Below are 22143 nucleotides of genomic sequence, written 5' to 3'. Positions count from 1 at the left end.
CAACTGAAGGATAATAAGATGCCAAAAAGAAAAGATATCAAAAAAATTATGGTGATTGGGTCTGGTCCCATCATTATCGGTCAAGCTGCTGAGTTTGATTATGCTGGTACGCAAGCTTGTCTTGCCTTGAAGGAAGAGGGGTATAGTGTTGTTTTGGTCAACTCTAATCCTGCGACTATTATGACAGACAAAGAAATTGCGGATAAGGTTTATATTGAACCGTTAACACTTGAATTTGTCTCTCGTATCTTACGAAAAGAGAGACCAGATGCTCTTTTGCCAACTCTCGGTGGTCAAACAGGCCTCAACATGGCTATGGAACTATCGAAAGCAGGCGTCCTGGAGGAGCTTGGTGTTGAACTTTTAGGAACTAAACTGTCAGCCATTGACCAGGCAGAAGACCGTGACTTGTTTAAACAATTGATGGAAGAATTGGATCAACCGATTCCAGAATCTGAAATTGTCGAAACAGTAGAAGAAGCACTTGAATTTGCTCATGCAATTGGTTACCCTGTCATCGTTCGCCCCGCCTTTACCCTCGGTGGAACAGGCGGAGGGATTTGTTCTAATGAGAAGGAGCTTCGGGATGTTACCAAAAATGGCCTTAAATTATCACCCGTAACCCAGTGTCTTATTGAGCGCTCTATCTCTGGTTTCAAAGAAATTGAGTACGAAGTCATGCGAGATGGCGCTGACAATGCCTTAGTTGTTTGCAACATGGAAAATGTTGATCCTGTTGGTATTCATACAGGTGACTCTATTGTTTTTGCGCCGACTCAGACCCTTTCTGATATTGAAAACCAGATGTTGCGCGATGCCAGTTTGAAAATCATTCGTGCTCTTAAAATTGAGGGTGGATGTAATGTTCAACTAGCTCTTGACCCCCATAGTTTTAAGTACTATGTTATTGAGGTGAATCCTCGTGTATCACGTTCCTCAGCTCTTGCTTCTAAAGCAACTGGCTATCCCATTGCCAAATTAGCGGCTAAAATCGCGGTTGGCTTGACTCTGGATGAGATGGTTAATCCCGTAACAGGTTCAACCTATGCTATGTTTGAACCAGCCTTGGACTATGTAGTTGCAAAGATACCCCGTTTTCCATTTGATAAATTTGAGCATGGTGAACGCCGTCTAGGAACCCAAATGAAGGCAACTGGTGAGGTTATGGCGATCGGTCGCAATATTGAGGAAGCACTGCTTAAAGCCTGCCGTTCTTTAGAAATTGGCGTTTACCATAATGATATGCCAGAATTATTTGAGGCTAGCGACGATCAGCTTTTCGAGAAAATCGTCAAAGCGCAAGATGACCGTCTCTTTTATATTTCGGAAGCTATTCGTCGAGGGATTTCCATTGAAGAGATGGCTGATCTCACTAAAATTGATATTTTCTTTTTGGATAAGCTGCTCCATATCTACGAATTAGAACAAGCATTATCACTTAAAGTTGGTGATTTAACTCTTTTAAAAGAAGTTAAGCGTTATGGTTTTGCAGATCGCAAGATTGCTGAACTCTGGGGCATGCGTGAAGAGGAGATTCGTGAGATTCGCCTGGCTAATAACCTTTTACCGGTTTACAAAATGGTTGATACCTGTGCGGCAGAGTTTGAGTCTAGCACTCCTTATTTCTATTCAACCTATGCTTTTGAAAATGAATCTGTGCCTACTAAAAAAGAGTCGGTTCTGGTTCTTGGTTCTGGTCCTATTAGGATTGGTCAAGGTGTTGAATTCGACTATGCCACTGTCCACTCTGTTAAGGCCATTCAGGCAGCTGGCTACGAAGCCATTATCATGAATTCTAATCCTGAGACAGTTTCGACGGATTTCTCCGTATCGGATAAACTTTACTTTGAGCCATTAACCTTTGAAGATGTTATGAATGTCATTGATTTGGAAGCGCCTAAAGGGGTAGTTGTGCAGTTCGGTGGACAGACAGCCATTAACCTTGCAGAACGTTTGTCTGAGGCTGGTGTGACCATTTTAGGAACACAGGTGGAAGATTTGGATCGCGCTGAAGATAGGGATTTGTTTGAAAAAGCTCTCAAAGAACTAGGTATTCCACAACCACCAGGGAACACGGTAACCAATGAGGAAGAGGCTATTGAGGCTGCTCGTCAGATCGGCTTTCCTGTCTTAGTCCGTCCATCCTATGTTTTAGGTGGGCGTGCTATGGAAATTGTGGAAAATGAAGATGATCTGCGCTCCTACATGAGAACAGCTGTCAAAGCTAGTCCTGATCATCCTGTACTTGTTGATTCATACATTGTTGGGCAAGAATGTGAAGTGGATGCCATTTCCGACGGAACAGATGTTCTGATTCCAGGAATTATGGAACATATCGAAAGAGCAGGCGTTCACTCGGGTGATTCCATGGCTGTTTATCCGCCACAAACTCTCTCGAAGCCAGTTCAGGAAACGATTGTTGATTACACTAAACGTTTGGCTATTGGTTTGAATTGTATCGGAATGATGAACATCCAGTTTGTTATCGATGATGAGACTGTCTATGTCATTGAAGTTAATCCACGTGCCAGTCGTACGGTTCCTTTTCTCTCAAAAGTAACTAATATTCCAATGGCACAAGTCGCAACAAGGTTGATATTAGGAGAAAACTTAGCAGACCTAGGTTATAAAGATGGGCTCTATCCAGAATCTTCTCAAGTTCATGTTAAGGCGCCAGTCTTTTCTTTTAGTAAATTAGCTAAAGTTGATAGTCTACTAGGACCCGAGATGAAGTCAACTGGGGAGATTATGGGATCAGATGCTACCCTTGAAAAGGCACTTTATAAAGCTTTTGAAGCCTCATCTTTCCACTTAGCAGAATACGGAAATGTTGTCTTTACCATCGCTGATGATAGTAAAGAAGAGGCTCTGGGGTTGGCGCAACGTTTTGCGGCTATTGGTTATAGTATTTTTGCTACTCAAGGAACAGCAGATTATTTGAGTAACAATGGTCTTGACGTCCGCTTAGTTAATAAGATAGGTGAAAATCAAAACCAAGATATTCCAGCTTTAGTTCGTTCTGGTAAGGTACAAGCGATTGTTAATACTGTTGGAACAAAACGCACGGCGGACAAAGATGGGCAGATGATTCGAAGGTCAGCCATCGAGCAGGGGGTCCCGCTATTTACGGCACTTGACACGGCAGATGCTATGCTAAAAGTGTTAGAAAGCCGCGGTTTTAGAACTGAGGCCATATAGGGCGTTAGGACCTGTGGTATCTAGTACATGGAACCGTTAACCATATGTTTGGAGTTGGTATCACATGGAGAAAATAATCTAAATGTTACAATAGTGAGCAGAGCTTTTTAGTTCTGCTTATTTTGTTCTCAGTTTGAAACAGGTGATACTCATTTAATTTCAAAAATAGCTATTTTGTCTATAGGATGTCTTTTTGCTATAAAATAGAGCAGTCTAAGTGAGTCAAATAAAAGGCTGTTTCAGTGAATGAAATGGACAGCAATAAAAAATCTGTAGTTTGTGCCTGAATCACCTAAGAAAATGGAATAAATGTTAATTTTGATTTTTATTGTGTATGACTGTGTGTTCTCAAGTGTTCTAGATAAATGAGATAAGAAACGAGAAACTAGGGTGGATAACAGATCCGATAAAACTAAAAAAGGCTGTTTATCTGATACATCAAGTCTTGTTGCCAATCATCCGTTATCAAGTAAAACCTAAGGTTAATCCACGGTGGTTATTTAATATGATGGATTGAAAACAGTTTGAAAAGACGAAGTGGTTAATTCTACTCAATTGTTAGGTTGCTAAATGTGTGATCAATAAAGAACAGGATGTCTTGCTTTTTTGCTTGCCGTAGCAGAAAGTTGAGCAGCTTTTGACTTTGTGATAATCTTGAAGAAGACTAGATCAAAAGAAAACGAGGATACTATGATGAAAGAGTATGATTATATTGTTATTGGTGGTGGTTCAGGAGGAATCGCCTCTGCCAATCGTGCGGCCATGCATGGTGCTAAAACACTGCTCATTGAAGCCAATGAAGTTGGCGGAACTTGCGTTAACTTAGGCTGTGTCCCTAAAAAAGTCATGTGGTATGGCGCTCAAGTGGCTGAGACGCTTAACCGCTATGCTGGTGAATATGGCTTTGATGTAGATGTTAAAAATTTTGACTTTGCGACCTTGAAAGCTAATCGTCAGGCCTACATTGATCGTATCCATGGCTCTTACGAACGTGGCTTTGATAATAATGGTGTGGAGCGACTCTATGATTATGCGACATTTGTGGATGCACATACGGTTGAAGTAGCAGGTGAGCAGTACACGGCTCCTCATATTCTGGTTGCGACTGGTGGACACGCAGTTGTTCCTGACATTCCAGGTGCTGAGTATGGCATCACTTCAGATGGTTTCTTTGAGCTTGATGCAGCACCAAACCGGACAGCAGTGGTTGGAGCTGGTTATATTGCTGTTGAACTAGCAGGGGTTCTAGATGCTCTGGGTTCGGAGACACACTTATTTGTTCGTAAGGAACGTCCTTTACGTCAATTTGATGAAGAAATCATTTCTGTTTTGACAGATGAAATGGCTAAGCACGGTCCCTCTTTACATGCCCATTCGGTACCAAAAGAAGTGATCAAAAATGATGATAGTTCTTTGACGCTTGTTTTGGAAAATGGAGAATCCTACACAGTTGATTGCTTGATTTGGGCCATCGGACGAAAGCCAAATGTAGCCGGTTTTGGTTTGGAAAAGACAGGCGTTGCTTTAAATGAAAACGGGTATATTCAAACAGATGAATTTGAAAATACATCTGTCGAGGGGGTATATGCTTTAGGTGATGTTAATGGGAAGTTAGAATTGACACCAGTTGCTATTAAGGCAGGACGTCAACTATCTGAACGTCTCTTTAACGGTAAAACGACTGCTAAAATGGATTACGAGAACGTAGCCACAGTCATCTTTGGACACCCTGCTATTGGCTCTATCGGTTTGTCAGAAGAAGCAGCCATTGCTAAGTACGGTCAAGAACAAATCAAGGTTTACCGTTCAAGTTTCACGCCAATGTACACTGCGTTAGGAGGCAATCGTCAAGCATCAACCATGAAGTTAGTCACCCTTGGTGAAGACGAAAAAATCATCGGACTCCATGGTATTGGCTACGGTGTTGATGAAATGGTTCAAGGCTTCTCAGTTGCCATTAAAATGGGAGCAACAAAAGAAGATTTTGATGCTACGGTAGCTATTCACCCAACTGGCGCAGAAGAATTTGTAACCATGCGATGAGAAGACTTTTGTTTAGTCAGTATCACATGTAATCGCGCTCACTTCCGTCTAGGGTTCATAGTTTTATTAAAAGTGGAAAGATATTGTCTATCCCCTACCTAGTCACCCGACTGGCGTAGAAGAATTCGTGACCATGCTTTAAACAAATCTAGTCTTGTTATTTCGCCAAAGAAGTGATGTTCGTTTTGATATGATGACTTTCCATAATGGAAGTTTAATTATCGTTTTTTAGGTTTTGGGGCAGTTTTATCAACTAAAAGTATTTTAAAAAGAGAGTAGGAGGATGTATGACAGAATCACAAGAAGAATTACGCCAACGCATCGGTGACTTGGCTTATGAAGTGACGCAAAATGCTGCAACAGAGCGTGCCTTTACAGGAGAGTATGATGAATTCTTCGAAAAAGGTATCTATGTGGACGTGGTTAGCGGTGAGGTACTCTTTTCATCGCTTGATAAATATAATTCTGGTTGTGGATGGCCAGCTTTTACAAAACCTGTGGATAATAGACGGGTGACTAATCACGATGACCGCTCTCATTTTATGAGACGTATTGAGGTTAAAAGCCGTGAAGCTGGGTCACATTTGGGACATGTTTTCAATGATGGTCCTACCGAAACTGGAGGTCTACGCTATTGTATTAATTCCGCAGCTCTCAAATTTATTCCTTATGAAGAGCTAGAGTCAGCCGGTTATGGTGATTTTTTAGCATTATTTGATGAATGATACTCTTAAAAAAATCAAAAGCAGACCTTGTTGGCTTGTTCCGATGACCTTCAGTTTTATCTGCGTTGACGCTGCCTAGTCTACTTTTGATTTTCATTGAGTATTAAATAATTGGTTAAAAAAGAGCCTGAGATAGCAGATTTCTCAGACTCTTTCTTACATTATGGAGTTGTTGTGGGTTGATCGCTTGTTACGTCAGTTTGTGGAGCCGAAGAAGCAGTCGTTGCATCAGCGTCAGAAGTTGGGGTAGTAGATGTGTCATCATTAGTGGTATCTTGAGGGTTATCTGGACTAGTGACATCGCTCTGATAATCTGATGAACTGCTTGATGAAGTTTCGGTGTTGGTGGCATCAGAATTAGGATTTGAGGTACCTTGACCGCCATTGTTTTGAATCACAACTGTTGAAGAAGGTGACTTATCATTATTGGTTGAACTGTTATTATGAATAAAATTAGTAATCGTAATCGAAGCGACAATAATTGACAAGATAGAACCAATTAGGGCTAAGGTTTTTTGAAAGGCTGTCAAGCCATATTTGATATGTTCAGTAGGACGACGTTTGGTTTTTTGTCCTTCTTGTTTAGATTTTCGAGAATACTGTTGTGGCATGATGTCCTCCTTTTATAGACTATATTATATGATTTAATTCGAAAAAAATCATGCAAAAATAGTAGGTAAGCCTATTCTTTTTAGCACTAAAGTTTGAAAACCTTTTACTAATGAATTGAAAACCTATTTAAAAAGGATTTATGCTATAATAAATAGTCGAAAATGCAAGATTAGTCTCCACCCCCAGGCCTTATCTTGCTCAAAAGTAAGAGAAAGTTGGTCATTTTTAGTGATTTTTTTTGATAATGCAAGCACTACACAAACTTATCCTGAAGCCCTTAGAACTTACCAAGAGGTAACAACTAAGATTTGGGGGAATCCATCAAGTTTGCATCGCTTGGGAAATCAGTCAACTCGTATTTTAGAAGCTTCTCGCAAACAAATTGCGGAGCTATTGGGAAAAAAAGCAGACGAAATCTTTTTTACCTCAGGTGGCACTGAAAGTGACAACTGGGCTATTAAGGGGATAGCATTTGAAAAACAGGCTTTTGGTAAGCATATTATCGTTTCAGCTATTGAGCATCCTGCGGTAAAAGAATCCGCCAAGTGGTTGAGTCAGCAGGGGTTTGATGTTTCTTATGCTCCAGTTGATAGCCGTGGTTTTGTGGACATAGAGGCTCTGAAAGGCTTGCTGCGTCAGGATACTATTTTAGTCTCAATTATGGCAGTTAATAATGAGATTGGGGCCATACAGCCCATCCAAGCCATTTCAAAATTATTGGCTGACCGCCCTAACCTTACCTTTCATGTGGATGCGGTGCAAGCTATCGGAAAAATTCCAACAGCATTTTATTTAACAGACCGAGTTGATCTGGCGTCTTTTTCTGGTCATAAGTTTCACGCTGTTCGTGGCGTAGGATTTCTTTATAAAAAATCTGGGAAGAAGATAAGTCCTCTTTTAACAGGTGGTGGTCAGGAGAAGGATCTCCGTTCAACAACGGAGAATGTGGCCGGCATTGCCTCTATGGCAAAGGCACTCCGTCTCGTCAAAGATAAGGAAGACATGGCGCTGCCTAAAATTGCCAAAATGAAGGACATAATCTTGGACGAATTGGGCAAATATGAAGATATTCTTGTATTTTCTGGTCAGGATAACTTTGCACCTAATATCATTACTTTTGGTATCAAAGGAGTGCGAGGCGAAGTGATTGTCCATGCCTTTGAAGAGCATGATATTTTCATTTCGACCACATCAGCTTGCTCCTCAAAAGCCGGAAAACCTGCTGGAACCTTGATTTCTATGGGTATTCCAAGCAAGGATGCTCAAACAGCTGTTCGTGTTAGTTTGGATGATGACAATGATATGGGGCAGGTCGAGCAATTTTTAACCATCTTTAAACAAGTTTATGCGAAAACCCAAAAAGTAAGATAATAGAAAGTATAATAATGAACCTACAATATTCAGAAATCATGGTTCGCTACGGTGAACTGTCAACTAAAGGAAAGAATCGCATGCGCTTCATCAACAAGCTACGCCGAAATATTCAGGACGTTTTGTCAATCTATCCTGAAGTAAAGGTGACAGCAGATCGTGATCGTTGTCATGTTTTCTTAAACGGTGCAGATTACGCTCCTGTAGCTGAGTCTCTTAAGCAAATCTTTGGGATTCAGGCTTTTAATCCTGTTTACCGTGTTGAAAAAGATGTGACTGTGTTAACTGAAGCAGTTCAAGCGATTATGACAGACTTGTATCAAGAAGGTTTGACTTTTAAGGTATCAAGCAAACGTAGTGATCATCATTTTGAGTTGGATTCGACGCAGTTGAATCATACTCTTGGAGGAGCTGTTTTTGAGGTTCTTCCAAATATTAAAGCTCAAATGAAAAAGCCAGATGTTAACCTCAAAGTTGAAATTCGTGACGAAGCGGCTTACATTTCACACGAAGAGATTAGAGGTGCTGGAGGACTTCCAGTAGGCACGGCTGGAAAAGGAATGCTTATGTTATCTGGAGGGATTGATTCGCCAGTGGCAGGCTACTTGGCTCTTAAACGTGGTGTTGATATTGAAGCCGTTCACTTTGCTAGTCCCCCTTATACTAGTCCGGGTGCATTAAAAAAAGCCCATGATTTAACACGTAAGCTGACAAAATTTGGTGGAAATATTCAATTTATCGAAGTGCCTTTCACTGAAATTCAAGAAGAAATCAAGGAAAAAGCGCCTGAAGCCTACTTGATGACCTTAACACGTCGATTTATGATGCGCATTACGGATCGCATTCGAGCAGAGCGTGATGGACGCGTGATTATTAATGGTGAAAGTCTTGGGCAGGTTGCCAGTCAGACTTTGGAGTCAATGCAGGCGATCAATGCCGTAACTAGTACACCAGTCATCCGTCCAGTGGTAACCATGGATAAATTGGAAATCATTGATTTGGCAGAAAAGATTGATACGTTTGCTATTTCTATTCAACCATTTGAAGATTGCTGTACGATTTTTGCTCCAGACCGCCCTAAGACAAATCCAAAGATTAAAAATGTTGAGCAGTACGAAGCTCGCCTTGATGTCGAAGGACTTGTTGAGCGTGCGGTAGCAGGTATTATGGTTACTGAAATCACACCTAATGAAACAGCTGATGCGGTGGATGATCTCATTGATGAGCTTCTATAAGATAAGCTGAGAAATGCTAATTGATAACTTAGAGAGGTAGATCATTATACCTCTTTTTCTATTTTTCATTCGTGCCAAGACCTCATAAAAATGCTAAAATATTAATATGTTTAATAAACCAACTTCAGCTTACGTACACATTCCATTTTGCACTCAAATTTGCTATTACTGTGACTTTTCAAAAGTTTTTATTAAAAATCAGCCTGTTGATGAGTATCTTCAGGCTCTTATTCGTGAATTCGAGTTTTATGATATTCATGACTTAAAAACCCTTTACATCGGTGGTGGAACACCAACAGCTATCACTGCTGAACAGTTGGATTATTTGCTAACTCATTTAGAGAAAAATATTAACCTAGAGATGCTTGAAGAATTTACTATTGAAGCTAATCCAGGGGATTTGACACCAGAGAAGATTGCTGTTTTAAAAAAATCAGCTGTCAATCGTGTTTCCCTAGGAGTTCAGACTTTCTTTGACAACCAGCTCAAACAGATTGGTCGTAGTCATAACGAAGCCCAGATTTATGAAAGTATTGATGCGCTAAAGGCTGCGGGCTTGACTAATATTTCGATAGACTTGATTTATGCACTGCCAAATCAGACAATGGAGCAAGTAGAGGAGAATGTTCGTAAGGCCTTAGCCTTGGATATTCCTCACCTTAGCCTTTATAGTTTGATTTTAGAAAATCACACGGTCTTTATGAACAAACAGAGACGAGGACGTCTGCATTTGCCTAATGAAGATATTGAAGCAGACATGTTTACTTATATTATCAACGAATTGGAAAAAAATGGTTTTGAACACTATGAAATTTCCAATTTCACCAAGCCTGGTTTTGAAAGTCGTCACAATCTCATGTACTGGGATAATGTGGAGTATTACGGTGTTGGCGCAGGGGCGTCTGGTTACCTTGCTGGCGTTCGCTACCGTAACCGTGGTCCTATTCAACATTACCTTAAAGCTATTAAAGAACACGGGCATTCTCGTCTAGGTGAGGACATTCTCAGCAAAGAAGAAATGATGGAAGAGGAATTTTTTCTCGGGCTTCGTAAAAAATCAGGTGTCTCTATTAGTCATTTTGAAGAGAAATTTGGTGTCGGTTTTGAAGAGCGCTATGGTCAAATCGTAGCTGACTTGGTTAGGGATGGTCTTTTGATTCTTGAAGAGGACACGATTCGTATGACCAAAAAGGGGCTCTTTTTAGGTGACACAGTCGCTGAGAAATTCATCATTGAGGTATCTGATGATTATGATTAGTGTCTATTTGGATAATATTAGAAAGAAGGATGAGCATGGGAAAACGATATAGTGCCAGTTATGAGATTCCGTTTTACGAAACAGATGTCAATCACTGTGCTAAATTACCATATTTATTATCAGCAGCCTTACAGGTCTCTGGTCTGCAATCAGCAGCCTTAGGCGTGTCTGATCAGTATGTCTTGGATACTTATGGGTTAGTTTGGGTTATCACTGATTATGATATTCACATCGAAAGGTTACCCAAGTTTTCGGAAAAAATCACCATTGAAACCGAAGCCAAATCATATAATAAACTCTTTTGTTATCGCGATTTTGACATCCTGGGACAAGATGGTCAGAAAATCATGACCATCGCTGCAAGCTTTGTCTTGATTGATTTTAAAACACGAAAAGTCACTCCTGTTCCAGTGGACTTAGTCAAGGTTTTTGATTCCGAATATGTCAAAAAAGTTAGACGTGGTCCTAAGTATCCTCTTTTGGAAAATGCTGACAAAACGGACTATCATGTTCGCTATTTTGATTTGGATATGAATGGTCACGTCAATAATAGTAAGTATTTTGATTGGATTTATGATGTCATGCCCTTTGCGTTTCTCAGAAGCCATTCCCCTAAACATATTGCCTTCAAGTATATCAAAGAAATCCATTATGGGCGTGATATCGTTTCAGAAGTGCTTTTGGAAGATAACATTAGTCGCCACCAAATCACAACAGACGGACAAGTCAATGCTCAAGCCATCCTCGAGTGGAGAGTTGTCCCAGAGGAGGTTTAGTATGAAAGAAGAAGCTTGGTTAGAATGGGCAGTGCGATTGCAAGCACTGGCTCAAAATGGTTTAGCTTACGATCCAGAAGTTTTTGATCGTGAGCGTTATAAGGAGATCCGTGATATAGCTAGCCAAATGTTGAGTGATGTTTCAGGAATTCCCCACTCAAAAGTGACCGAACTATTTGCTAGCGAAGATGGTTATCAGACGCCTAAAATCGACACTAGAGCAGCTATTTTTGAGGATGACAAGGTTCTTTTAGTCCAAGAAGCTAATGGTCTATGGGCACTTCCTGGAGGGTGGTGTGATGTACAAGAATCGATCTTGTCAAATACCATCAAAGAAGTTAAAGAAGAAACCGGTTTTGAAGTTGAAGCTAAACGCTTGGTAGCGGTGCAGGACAAGCGCAAAAATAACCAATCTAATACCGCCGTCAGAGTCATCAAGCATTTTGTGCTTTGCCACTATATCAGGGGGGCTTTTCAGGCTAATTCAGAAACACTTGATGCCAAATATTTTGACTTAAATCAACTGCCCGAATTGTCACAAAATAAAACAACTGCTAAACAAATTCGTCTGTGCTATGAGGCTTATCGGGCTGAGCATTGGGAGACGGTTTTTGACTGATACGATAAATATGAGAGGATATTATGGCTTATAAAGGCTATTTAATTGATTTAGACGGTACTATTTATAAAGGAAATGAGCGCATTCCTGCAGGGGAGCAGTTCATTATTGACTTGCAGGAGCGTGACATTTCATATCTGCTGGTAACCAATAATACGACCAGAACACCTGAGATGGTTCAAGCAATGCTTTCTAGCAAGTTCAATGTCAACACGCCACTTGAAACGATCTATACAGCTACATTAGCAACTGTCGATTATATGAACGACATGAATCGTGGTAAAACAGCTTATGTTATTGGTGAAAAAGGCTTGAAAACAGCTATTGAGACGGCAGGCTACATCCATGATGAGGAAAATCCAGCCTACGTTGTGGTTGGTTTGGATTCTCAGGTAACCTACGAGCAGCTTGCAGTGGCAACGTTGGCTATTCAAAGAGGCGCTTTTTTCATCGGAACCAATCCTGACTTAAATATTCCGACCGAACGTGGTCTGATGCCAGGCGCAGGATCACTTTTAGCACTTTTAGAAGCTGCGACGCGTGTCGCTCCAGTTATTATCGGAAAACCTGAAGCTATCATCATGAATAAAGCTTTGGAACGTCTTGGTGTCAAACGTGAAGAAGCTATTATGGTGGGGGATAATTACTTGACTGATATCACGGCAGGCATTAAAAATGACATCGATACGCTTTTGGTCTTGACAGGCTTTACTAAAAAAGAAGAAGTCGCTTCTTTGCCTATCCAACCGACACATGTTTTGGATTCCTTGGCAGAATGGTCCTTTGAAGACAAATAAGTTTTCCTTAAGAATGTCGTGATAAGCTATCAAATGGTAGAAGAGAAGGAACATCTCATCTCGTTTTAATAACAGACATTAGTTGAGGTAGACATGAAAACTATTCTTAGTCAGCGATTGTTAGCGTTGCTCAGTATTATTTGGCTTCTTGCTTTAGCCATTCTTTTAACAATTTATCTAGCCTGGCTAGCTTATCCCTTAGAGATTGACAGACTTAACCTCTTAGACATGGTCAAGCTGTCTAAAGAGGATTTATTGAATAATTATAATCATCTCTTGAGTTATTTGACCAATCCTTCTCATCACGTTCTAGATATGCCGGATTTTCCATCATCAAAAGATGGACTCAAGCATTTTTCAGATGTTAAAGACTTATTTCATTTGAGTCAATTGGTTTTCTTAATAACAAGTTTGCCAACTTTCTATTTTTTGATCAACTCGTGGCGACATAAATCACTCTTTATCTACCAGAAGCTCTATCTAATAGCGGCTATTTTCCCTGTTTTTATTGGATTATTAGGGATAGCAGTGGGCTTTAATGAGTTTTTTACGCTCTTTCATCAGCTGCTCTTTCCTGGCGACAGTAGCTGGCTTTTTAATCCCTACACAGATCCCATTATCAATGTCCTGCCCGAGTCCTTCTTTAGGCATTGCTTTATCGCCTTTTTTGGTTTGTACGAGTTGCTTATGTTACTGTTTTTTATCGTTAGCCGAAAAACACTGAAATTAAGAACGTTACCATCATAAATCACATAGTATCAATAATGGAGCAACAGTTGCTAACTTAAAAAGAGCGACTTTTGTTCCACTTTTTATTGTTTAAATGACTTGCTTTGCAATCATTTGTCTCAAGATTAGTTATGTAAATAATTAATGCTTTTTTATTCTTCGCTTCAAATAAGTTTCCTAGATCTTTGAAGTTTTCCATCCGGTATCTTGTTAATGAAACACTAAAAAAAGTTGGAGCCGTGCGCCCCAACTTCAGCTTGTAGCCAATGGTCATTTTGATGAATGGCTTTTTTGTCACCCCTAAGATATAGTCTTTTGAATTAACTTTGATACATCGTCACTTTTGACTTTCCTTACGCGAGTACTGTCTGCGTCCTCTGTTCCTTGTCTGAAAGCTAATTCATTTGACTATACTTTTCATAATTGTCCTAATAGCAAGACGTTTTTGAAACATCTAATCTTCATTTGATAGAATTGAGGTATAGTATAGCTTAATGTTACCAATTGGGCCACTACCATCAAGTAGTCTATCGCGAGAAAAATAAATGCTTCTTTTGCTGATTTCGGTATAACTGAAAACATATCTCTTGTTCCTAAGGCATTGATTATTCCCAAAAGAATTTTTCGATTCTGATATCCTCTTCAGGGTAATCTTTAGTTAGGATAGTAATTATTTGCTCGTGTTCTTTTCTGACCAAGTCCAGGATGTCTGGTTTGTCATGTCCAACAAAGAAAAATTGGGATTCGATAACAAGAAATAGTTGGTGGAAGTGGTCATTGAGCTGTTCTAGTTTTTCCATTAGGAGTTGGTTGTCCTTGATAAAATCAGGCACCTCATTTTCCTCTTCAAGGCCAGCACAGATAGCCTTTAAAGGATAAGTCCCGTATTCTAAGCAAAATTCGTATGTCATTAGCAGTCTCCTTTTTATTAGTTTAACAAAATCTGGTTTTCCTCGTCAGTTTCAGTGTTTTGGAAGTCATATCTTTTGAAAATCCTTTAAAAGAGCGTTAGAATAGTAAGTAACAACGCCTATTGCAAAGGTGATTAAAGGAGACTACGATGTCAGAAAAAATTAGAGTTTTGCTGTACTACAAATATGTTCCAATTGAAAATGCAGAAGAATATGCTAAAAAACACTTGGAATTTTGTAAATCAATCGGTCTTAAAGGACGTATCTTGATTGCCGATGAGGGAATCAATGGTACTGTTTCTGGTGACTACGAAACTACTCAAAAATACATGGACTGGGTACACAGTGATGAACGTTTTGCTGACCTATGGTTCAAGATCGATGAAGAAGAAGAACAAGCTTTCCGTAAAATGTTTGTTCGTTACAAAAAAGAGATCGTTCATCTTGGTCTAGAAACAGACTACGAAGATGAAGATGTTAACCCGCTTGAGTTGACAGGAGAATACCTCAATCCAAAACAATTTAAAGAAGCCCTTCTTGACGAAGATACTATCGTTTTGGACACACGTAACGACTATGAGTACGACCTCGGCCACTTCAAAGGGGCCGTTCGTCCAGACATTCGCAACTTCCGTGAACTACCACAGTGGGTGCGCGACAACAAAGAGAAATTCATGGAAAAACGTGTTGTTGTTTACTGTACTGGTGGGGTTCGTTGTGAGAAATTCTCTGGTTGGATGGTCCGTGAAGGTTTCAAGGATGTCGGTCAACTTCATGGGGGCATTGCTACTTATGGTAAAGATCCAGAAGTGCAGGGAGACCTCTGGGAAGGGGCAATGTACGTCTTTGATGAGCGTATTTCAGTGCCTATCAACCACGTTAATCCAACAGTGATTTCTAAAGATTATTTTGATGGTACACCATGTGAGCGTTATGTTAATTGTGCCAATCCTTTCTGTAACAAACAAATTTTCGCTTCAGAAGAAAACGAAGCGAAATATGTTCGTGGTTGTTCAGCAGAATGTCGTGCACATGAGCGTAACCGTTACGTTCAAGAAAATGGCTTGAGTCGTGACGAATGGCAAGTACGCTTGGAAGCGATCGGTGAAAGCTTACCAGAATACGTTAATGCTTAAAGATGATCAAATAGGGATGCAGTTTTCTTGTCTCTACGGGTTGACACAAATGTTCATTTGGGGCATTTGCGTCAACCTTTTTTGTTGTCCAATTGAGTCTCAGGAATTTTCTTATACTGATTCAAAATCAAAAAAATAGGGGAGATCTAGTCTCTATGTGCAATCGATTTCAGTTGGGAAGGAATAAGTTATTTTATCATAACATTCCGATGTCGCTATTTCTGAATATTATTAAGTATCAGTTTCAGTGACAGCCTTCTCCATTAATGGCATGCTTGTACTCTAGATGAAAAAGATCATTTTTATAAGGTTGCTAGCTACTCTTATATGACAAACTGATGCCTCAAAGATTTTTGAAAGCCTTTCTAATTTTATTACCCTCTTAGATGTTGATTGCTTTAAACTCTGTAGTCCCTCCCTTAAGCGCTTCAACTCAATCAATATCAAAAAAAGTGAGGCTGAAGAATATCGGCTGCTTATGGCATTAAGTAATCAAATGGCTTTGCTCGTTAATTTCTCAATTAAGGATGTCAAAGTGTCAGAGAAGATTTGCTTGTTTTAAACACAAACTCAGAAAAAGCGGTTAGATTATTCCACTGTCGCCGTGGATGGTTATTTCTTGTGATAAGATATCATGGTATAATTAGTGAATGATATAACAAATTGGAGGTTATGTATGACATTGCAAAAGGCGCCGTTAGCAACGGCAGGGCTTGTTTTAGGATTGCTGGGTTTAGGAAATCTTTTAAAGGACCTATCCTTGGTTTTTACTGCTACCTGTGGCTTTTTAGCGCTTTTAATTTGGTTGTATCTTTTGTACAGTATGATTAGTGACCCTAAAAGTGTCAAAGAGCAGATGCAGAATCCCTTAATATCATCTGTTTTTACAACTTTTTTTATGTCTGGATTTTTAGGAGTAACCTATTTAAAGCTATACTTTGGTGGGGCTAGTTTTGTTGGCTCGCTGATTAGACCGCTTTGAATTTTTTGTTTTATTAGTATCGTTTGTCATATGCTGATCTTTTCTGCTAAGTATTTAAGGCATTTTTCACTAGATTCAGTCTTTCCATCGTGGACCGTCCTCTATATTGGCGTTGCCATTGCTGGTTTAACCGCTCCTGTTAGTGGATGGTTTGGAGTTGGACAATTCACCATCATCTATGGTTTTGTAGCAACTTGTTTGGTCTTACCATTTATCTTTAAGCGTCTAAAACAATCGCCTTTACCGTCTGTTGTTAAGCCCAATACAGCGACCATTTGTGCACCGTTTTCTTTGGTAACAGCTGCCTATGCCCTAGCTTTTCCTCAGCCTAATCCCTTGGTGATGAGCGGCCTCTTAGCCCTTGCTCAACTCTTTTATTTTTACATTGTTTTGCAATTACCAACATTACTAAACAGACCCTTCTCGCCAGTCTTTTCAGCCTTTACTTTTCCCTTAGTTATCTCTGCAACTGCCTTAAAAAATGGTATGGCTGTCTTAGGACTTGCAGGTGTTTGGGATTGGCTTTTATTTGGCGAAATGCTATTAGCTAGTGTGATAGTGATTGGTGTTTTAATCGGCTACATTAGGTTTTTTCTCACAAAACAGTAACAATATCACCATAAAAAGAAGCTGAGATCTTAAATCCCAGCCTCTTTTTTTAGTGTGATACACGGCGACGAGCCGCTTTTTTGCGATTTTCTTCGATGAAAGCTTCTTTTTTTTCTTCTGGTTCGATAACCGTCTTCTTAACAGCGAAGACAGCACCTGCAACTGTAGCAGCAGTAGCAATAACACCTGTGGCTAAACCTTTAGCAAAAGCGAATTTTTTTGACATGAGAGTTCTCCTATTTCTATGAAAATAAAGCTAGAATGCCTTGATTTTCAGTATGATATAATAGTATTATTATCTTAAAAATAGAAGAGAATAGCAAGTAAAAAACGTTATGAAGAAAAAAATTATTGTTGTGGCAGGACCAACGGCAGTTGGAAAAACAGCTCTTGGTATTGAACTGGCCCAGAGATTTAATGGAGAAATCATTTCAGGAGATAGCCAACAGGTCTACCAAGCATTAAATATTGGGACAGCTAAAGCAAGCCCAGAGGAACAAGCAGCGGCGGTACATCATTTAATTGATGTGCGTCATGTAACAGAGACTTACTCAGCTTTTGACTTTGTGACAGAGGCTCATGAGGCCATTGACGACATCATCCATCGAGGCAAATTACCCATTATTGTTGGTGGAACAGGGCTATACCTGCAAAGTCTTTTAGAAGGGTATCATTTGGGTGGTAATCTTGATCAGGAGGCTCTGCTTGCTTATCGCAAAGAGCTAGAACAAGAAGACAATCAGATGCTTTTTGAGAGAGTTGAGGCGCTTGAAATAGCCATTCCCCAACTTAATCGTCGCCGTGCTATTCGCGCTTTAGAGTTGGCCAAATTCGGACAAGATTTGGTCAATCAAGATAGTGATTTGGATACCTTGGTTATTGGACTAACGGATGATAGACAGTTACTTTATGATCGGATCAATGCCCGTGTGGATGTGATGTTGCAAAATGGTTTACTGGAAGAAGCCAGATGGCTTTATGATCACTATCCCCATTCTCAAGCTGCTCGTGGCATCGGTTACAAGGAACTTTTTCCTTATTTTGAAGGTCGGGAGGATTTGGAGCAATCCGTCGCTCGTTTGAAACAAAATACCCGACGTTTCGCCAAACGACAGTTGACTTGGTTTAGAAATCGAATGACAGTCGATTTTTATCAGATTTCTGAAGAGAACGTTCAGGAGAAGATTGTTGCAAAGGTTAAGGATTTTTTAGAAAAAGCCTAAAAACCTTGTCTAATGTGACTGCGTCAAAAATATGCTATAATAAGAGACAGTTTTGATAGTCCATTCTGGGCTATTTTTTCATGATAAGAATCTAACCTAAGGAGGTGATCCCATGCATGAAACACAGGAAAAGCAAGAGCGTGTGATTATAGTTGGTGTAGAGCTGCAAGAGACGGAACACTTTGACATGTCGATGGAAGAGTTGGCTAGTTTGGCTAAAACAGCTGGTGCTCAAGTTGTTAATGCTTACAGCCAAAAACGTGAACGCTATGATAGTAAGACATTTGTCGGTTCAGGGAAGTTAGAGGAAATCCGCCAAATGGTCGAAGCTGATGAGATTGATACCGTTATTGTCAATAATCGCTTGACGCCCCGCCAGAATACTAACCTAGAGATAGAACTTGGTGTCAAAGTCATCGACCGCATGCAATTGATTTTAGATATCTTTGCCATGCGTGCTCGTAGCCATGAAGGAAAACTACAGGTCCATCTTGCCCAGCTCAAGTATCTATTGCCGCGCTTGGCCGGCCAAGGTATCATGCTCAGTCGTCAGGCTGGTGGTATTGGTAGTCGTGGTCCGGGTGAAAGCCAACTGGAACTTAACCGTCGCTCTATCCGAAATCAAATCAATGACATCGAGCGTCAGCTAAAAGTGGTTGAGAAAAACCGTCAGACCATCCGTGATAAGCGCGTGGATTCTGAAACCTTTAAAATCGGTTTGATTGGCTATACTAACGCAGGCAAATCAACCATCATGAATACCTTGACAGATAAGAAGCAATATGAAGCTGATGAACTCTTTGCGACCTTGGATGCTACAACCAAGCAACTCTATCTCAAAGGTCAGTTTCAGGCGACTTTGACCGACACCGTTGGCTTCATTCAAGATTTACCAACAGAACTTGTGGCTGCCTTTAAGTCAACTCTGGAAGAAAGTCGTCATGTGGATTTGTTGTTACATGTTATTGATGCTAGTGACCCAAATCATAGCGAGCATGAAAAGGTAGTGCTAGATATTCTCAAAGATTTGGACATGTTGGATATTCCACGTTTGGCTATTTACAACAAAATGGATAAGGTGGAAAGCCTAACAGCAACCGCCTTTCCAAATGTTCGTATCTCAGCGCGAGATAAAGAAGCTAGGCAGTCTATTCGCAACCTGATTATCGATGAGATTCGTGATTTATTTGTGCCTTTTTCGATCAAGGTTGACCAAAAAGATGTTTATAAACTCTATGAACTTGAAAAACTGGCACTTTTAGACCATTATGATTTTTCGAAAGAAACAGAAGAAGTTTCGGGCTATATCGCTAGCCGAATTAGATGGAAGTTAGAAGAATTTTATGACTGATTATATTGATTTAGCCCTCAAGTTTGGTGGGTTTACCAATCTTGATAAGGTATATCTGGAGAAACAATTAGAGGCACTGGGTGACCAACAAAGATTGGCTTTTATCACACCGCCACCTAGTGTTATCAATGCTTATTTTGCTGAACTCTATCAAAAACAAGGTCAAACAGCAGCGACGGATTATTATTTTGAGATTTCAAAAGCACTTCATTTATTTCAAAAAAATCCGAGTTTTGCTGAAGTAAAACCCTTTGTCCGACTCAATCTCTCTGGAAAATCCTATGGCTTCGCCTTCGAAAATGAGGATGGCATCGCTCAAGTGTTCTCTGAAGCAAATGAGCCTATCCATGCCAAGATTTTCTTTGACTTGGCAGAGATTTTTCCAGCTTATAAGATTTACCAAGAAAATGACCGTATTAAAATGTCCCTCATGACCTTTGATGAGTCAGGTATGAAAGACGTGACACCAGCGTCAGCCCTACTCAGTCAGGTTTATCAACTCAAAGCTAATATGACCAAAATCACCAGTTTTAACCAAGACGAGCTGTTAGAATTGCTCCAAACCTACCAAGGTATGGTTTATTATGGGTTTGAACAACGTCAATATATAGCTTATATCATTGAAAATTAGAAGAGAAACAATGCAATTACAATTTTTAGGAACAGGTGCTGGCCAGCCTGCTAAGGGGCGTAATGTCTCCAGTTTGGTTTTAAAATTATTAGATGAAATTAACGAGGTGTGGATGTTTGACTGTGGGGAAGGTACCCAACGGCAAATTTTAGAAACGACGATCAAACCTCGTAAAGTCAGCAAGATCTTTATCACGCATCTTCATGGTGATCATGTCTTGGGGCTACCGGGTTTTTTGTCAAGCCGTGCCTTCCAATCCAGTGAGGAACAGACTGATATTGATATTTATGGTCCCAAGGGTATCAAGTCTTTTGTCATGTCTAGTCTGCGTGTGACGGGTTCCCGCTTGCCTTATCGCATTCATTTTCACGAGTTTGAGGCAGACAGCCTTGGGAAAATTATGGAAACGGATAAATTTCAAGTCTATGCGGAAGAACTCAACCACAGTATCTTCTGCGTGGGCTATCGTGTGGTTCAAAAAGACTTAGAAGGCCGTTTAGATGCTGATGCGCTTATCGCAGCAGGTGTTCCATTTGGTCCTTTATTTGGTAAAGTCAAAAATGGGCAAGACATTGTTTTGGAAGACGGTACCAAAATCATTGCTAATGAGTTTATCTCAGAACCTAAAAAAGGCAAGGTCGTAACCATCCTGGGCGATACCCGAAAAACAGATGCCAGCATTCGCCTTGGTTTAGACGCTGATGTTTTGGTTCATGAATCAACCTATGGTAAAGGTGATGAGCAGTTAGCTAAGTCACATGGTCATTCGACCAATATGCAGGCAGCACAAGTAGCAAAAGCAGCAGGTGCCAAGCGCTTGCTACTCAATCATATTAGTCCACGATTTCTATCGAGAGACTGTCGTCAACTGGAACGAGATGCTGCTAAAATCTTTGAAAATGTAAAAGTTGTTTTTGATTTAGATGAGGAGGAGATACTGTGAGTCAACGCATTATTGTCATAACAGGTGCTTCAGGCGGTATTGCCGAAGAAATGATCAAGCGTCTTCCGAATGAAGATGGTTTGATTCTCTTGGGACGAAGTCAGGAAAAACTGGAAGACATGTATCGACATGTAGAAAACAAGACTTGTATAGGCCTTGATATTACAGATAGAGAAGCAGTCATTTCTGTTATTGATCAGATTTACCTCCAGTATGGTCGTATTGACATTTTGGTTAATAATGCTGGTTTTGGAGAATTCAAAACCTTTGATAACTATGAATTTGATGAGATTGAAGAAATGTTTGATGTTAATACTTTAGCAAGCATTCATTTCTCACGACTTATTGGAAAACGTATGGCTGAACAAGGCCATGGGCATATCATCAATATCGCTTCAATGGCTGGTTTAATTGCCTCTGCTAAGTCAACCATTTATTCAGCGACAAAATTTGCAGTCATCGGATTTTCAAACGCCTTACGTTTAGAATTAGCTGACAAGAATGTCTACGTGACAACCGTTAATCCAGGACCGATTGCAACCAAGTTCTTTGACAAAGCGGACCCCTCAGGCGACTACCTCAAAAGTGTTGAAAAATTCACACTCAAACCTGATTATGTGGCCAAAAGAATTGTTAAAGTGATGGGAAAAAACAAACGTGAGCTTAACTTGCCCTTTAGCTTAGCTGCGACCCATAAAATTTATACCCTCTTTCCACGGCTAAGCGACGTTATGGCTAGAAAAGTTTTTAATTATAAATAAAAGTCATTAATGATATTCTTAGATCTAGAGCTATTGGATAAAGAAGGTTTCGTTTAGCCAAACTTCAGAAAGTGTTCATTTGGAAGATTATTTGTCTCAGTTATTTAGAGAATAAGTGACAGAACATGAAGAAACAATCTTTCTATTCACTCAAAAATTCTTTCAAGGCGCAGAAAGAGGAAGAGAAACTTTTCATGCATTTGACGTGGTAACTCATGGTCTAAGAGTGATTC

21 protein-coding genes are annotated in these 22143 nt (G+C 40.0%); 18 read left to right on the top strand and 3 right to left on the bottom strand.

Translation table 11 applies throughout. The features are described from left to right. Positions 1–18: 18 nt before the first annotated feature. The 3 genes from carB (at position 19) to msrB (ending at position 5966) form a co-directional block, all read left to right on the top strand. Positions 19–3198 (top strand): carbamoyl-phosphate synthase large subunit, encoded by a 3180-nt coding sequence (gene carB, locus ABP870_RS01845; RefSeq protein ID WP_350013796.1) that lies wholly within the window; start codon positions 19–21, stop codon positions 3196–3198. Positions 3199–3888: 690 nt separating this feature from the next. Continuing rightward, positions 3889–5241, top strand: coding sequence for a glutathione-disulfide reductase (gorA, locus tag ABP870_RS01840; protein WP_350013795.1), 1353 nt, complete (start codon positions 3889–3891; stop codon positions 5239–5241). A gap of 287 nt (positions 5242–5528) precedes the next feature. Continuing rightward, positions 5529–5966: a peptide-methionine (R)-S-oxide reductase MsrB gene (gene msrB, locus ABP870_RS01835; RefSeq protein WP_350013794.1), complete on the top strand. Its 438-nt coding sequence runs from the start codon at positions 5529–5531 to the stop codon at positions 5964–5966. Between the two features lie 161 nt (positions 5967–6127). Here the strand turns inward: msrB and ABP870_RS01830 are convergent, their stop codons facing one another. Next, the gene (locus ABP870_RS01830; protein ID WP_350013793.1) at positions 6128–6577 is read right to left on the bottom strand and encodes a DUF6556 family protein; all 450 of its coding nucleotides are present in this window, start codon (positions 6575–6577) and stop codon (positions 6128–6130) included. Positions 6578–6806: 229 nt separating this feature from the next. On the opposite strand from ABP870_RS01830, the gene ABP870_RS01825 reads away from it, so the two are divergent. The 7 genes from ABP870_RS01825 (at position 6807) to ABP870_RS01795 (ending at position 13381) form a co-directional block, all read left to right on the top strand. Continuing rightward, complete coding sequence (locus ABP870_RS01825) at positions 6807–7949, top strand: cysteine desulfurase family protein (RefSeq protein ID WP_350013792.1); 1143 nt, start codon at positions 6807–6809, stop codon at positions 7947–7949. Positions 7950–7963: 14 nt separating this feature from the next. Continuing rightward, complete coding sequence (gene thiI / locus ABP870_RS01820) at positions 7964–9184, top strand: tRNA uracil 4-sulfurtransferase ThiI (protein WP_350013791.1); 1221 nt, start codon at positions 7964–7966, stop codon at positions 9182–9184. Positions 9185–9290: 106 nt separating this feature from the next. Then, positions 9291–10442, top strand: coding sequence for a radical SAM family heme chaperone HemW (gene hemW / locus ABP870_RS01815; protein WP_350013790.1), 1152 nt, complete (start codon positions 9291–9293; stop codon positions 10440–10442). A gap of 35 nt (positions 10443–10477) precedes the next feature. Next, a complete protein-coding gene (locus ABP870_RS01810; RefSeq protein ID WP_350013789.1) occupies positions 10478–11218 on the top strand; it encodes an acyl-ACP thioesterase domain-containing protein in 741 nt (246 codons plus the stop codon). Position 11219: 1 nt separating this feature from the next. Continuing rightward, positions 11220–11837: an NUDIX hydrolase gene (locus tag ABP870_RS01805; RefSeq protein ID WP_350013788.1), complete on the top strand. Its 618-nt coding sequence runs from the start codon at positions 11220–11222 to the stop codon at positions 11835–11837. Between the two features lie 23 nt (positions 11838–11860). Further along, positions 11861–12634, top strand: a complete 774-nt coding sequence (locus tag ABP870_RS01800) for a TIGR01457 family HAD-type hydrolase (protein WP_350013787.1) — start codon at positions 11861–11863, stop codon at positions 12632–12634. Between the two features lie 93 nt (positions 12635–12727). After that, positions 12728–13381, top strand: coding sequence for a TIGR01906 family membrane protein (locus ABP870_RS01795; protein WP_350013786.1), 654 nt, complete (start codon positions 12728–12730; stop codon positions 13379–13381). A 587-nt stretch (positions 13382–13968) separates the two neighbouring features. Here ABP870_RS01795 and ABP870_RS01790 read toward each other — a convergent pair. Continuing rightward, positions 13969–14274 (bottom strand): hypothetical protein, encoded by a 306-nt coding sequence (locus tag ABP870_RS01790; RefSeq protein WP_350013785.1) that lies wholly within the window; start codon positions 14272–14274, stop codon positions 13969–13971. A gap of 149 nt (positions 14275–14423) precedes the next feature. Here ABP870_RS01790 and trhO point away from each other — a divergent pair, with 149 nt between their 5' ends. The 3 genes from trhO to ABP870_RS01775 all read left to right on the top strand — a co-directional run bounded on the left by trhO (position 14424) and on the right by ABP870_RS01775 (position 17001). Next, entirely contained in the window at positions 14424–15410 is a 987-nt protein-coding gene (trhO, locus tag ABP870_RS01785) for an oxygen-dependent tRNA uridine(34) hydroxylase TrhO (RefSeq protein ID WP_350013784.1), read from the top strand. A gap of 676 nt (positions 15411–16086) precedes the next feature. Beyond that, complete coding sequence (locus ABP870_RS01780) at positions 16087–16392, top strand: hypothetical protein (protein WP_350013783.1); 306 nt, start codon at positions 16087–16089, stop codon at positions 16390–16392. Positions 16393–16422: 30 nt separating this feature from the next. Continuing rightward, positions 16423–17001: a hypothetical protein gene (locus ABP870_RS01775; protein ID WP_350013782.1), complete on the top strand. Its 579-nt coding sequence runs from the start codon at positions 16423–16425 to the stop codon at positions 16999–17001. Between the two features lie 49 nt (positions 17002–17050). Here ABP870_RS01775 and ABP870_RS01770 read toward each other — a convergent pair whose 3' ends face one another. Further along, positions 17051–17227: a DUF3042 family protein gene (locus ABP870_RS01770; RefSeq protein ID WP_082785098.1), complete on the bottom strand. Its 177-nt coding sequence runs from the start codon at positions 17225–17227 to the stop codon at positions 17051–17053. Between the two features lie 109 nt (positions 17228–17336). On the opposite strand from ABP870_RS01770, the gene miaA reads away from it, so the two are divergent. From miaA to ABP870_RS01745, 5 genes are all read left to right on the top strand, one after another. Continuing rightward, on the top strand, positions 17337–18224 hold the full coding sequence (gene miaA / locus ABP870_RS01765; protein ID WP_350013781.1) for a tRNA (adenosine(37)-N6)-dimethylallyltransferase MiaA: 888 nt from the start codon (positions 17337–17339) through the stop codon (positions 18222–18224). 112 nt (positions 18225–18336) lie between these two features. Continuing rightward, entirely contained in the window at positions 18337–19575 is a 1239-nt protein-coding gene (gene hflX / locus ABP870_RS01760; RefSeq protein WP_350013780.1) for a GTPase HflX, read from the top strand. Beyond that, on the top strand, positions 19568–20206 hold the full coding sequence (locus ABP870_RS01755) for a cystathionine beta-lyase (protein ID WP_350013779.1): 639 nt from the start codon (positions 19568–19570) through the stop codon (positions 20204–20206). Before hflX ends, ABP870_RS01755 begins: the two co-directional genes overlap by 8 nt. 10 nt (positions 20207–20216) lie before the next feature. Then, on the top strand, positions 20217–21149 hold the full coding sequence (gene rnz / locus ABP870_RS01750; RefSeq protein ID WP_350013778.1) for a ribonuclease Z: 933 nt from the start codon (positions 20217–20219) through the stop codon (positions 21147–21149). After that, a complete protein-coding gene (locus ABP870_RS01745) occupies positions 21146–21910 on the top strand; it encodes an SDR family NAD(P)-dependent oxidoreductase (protein ID WP_350013777.1) in 765 nt (254 codons plus the stop codon). The genes rnz and ABP870_RS01745 overlap by 4 nt, the downstream gene beginning before the upstream one ends. The last annotated feature ends 233 nt before the right edge of the window (positions 21911–22143 follow it).

Origin of the sequence: Streptococcus jiangjianxini (genome assembly GCF_040225085.1) — a bacterium.
Classification (GTDB): Bacteria; Bacillota; Bacilli; order Lactobacillales; family Streptococcaceae; genus Streptococcus; species Streptococcus jiangjianxini.
The sequence above is the reverse complement of the archived record's forward strand: the minus strand, read 5'-3'. Positions and strand labels throughout refer to the sequence as shown.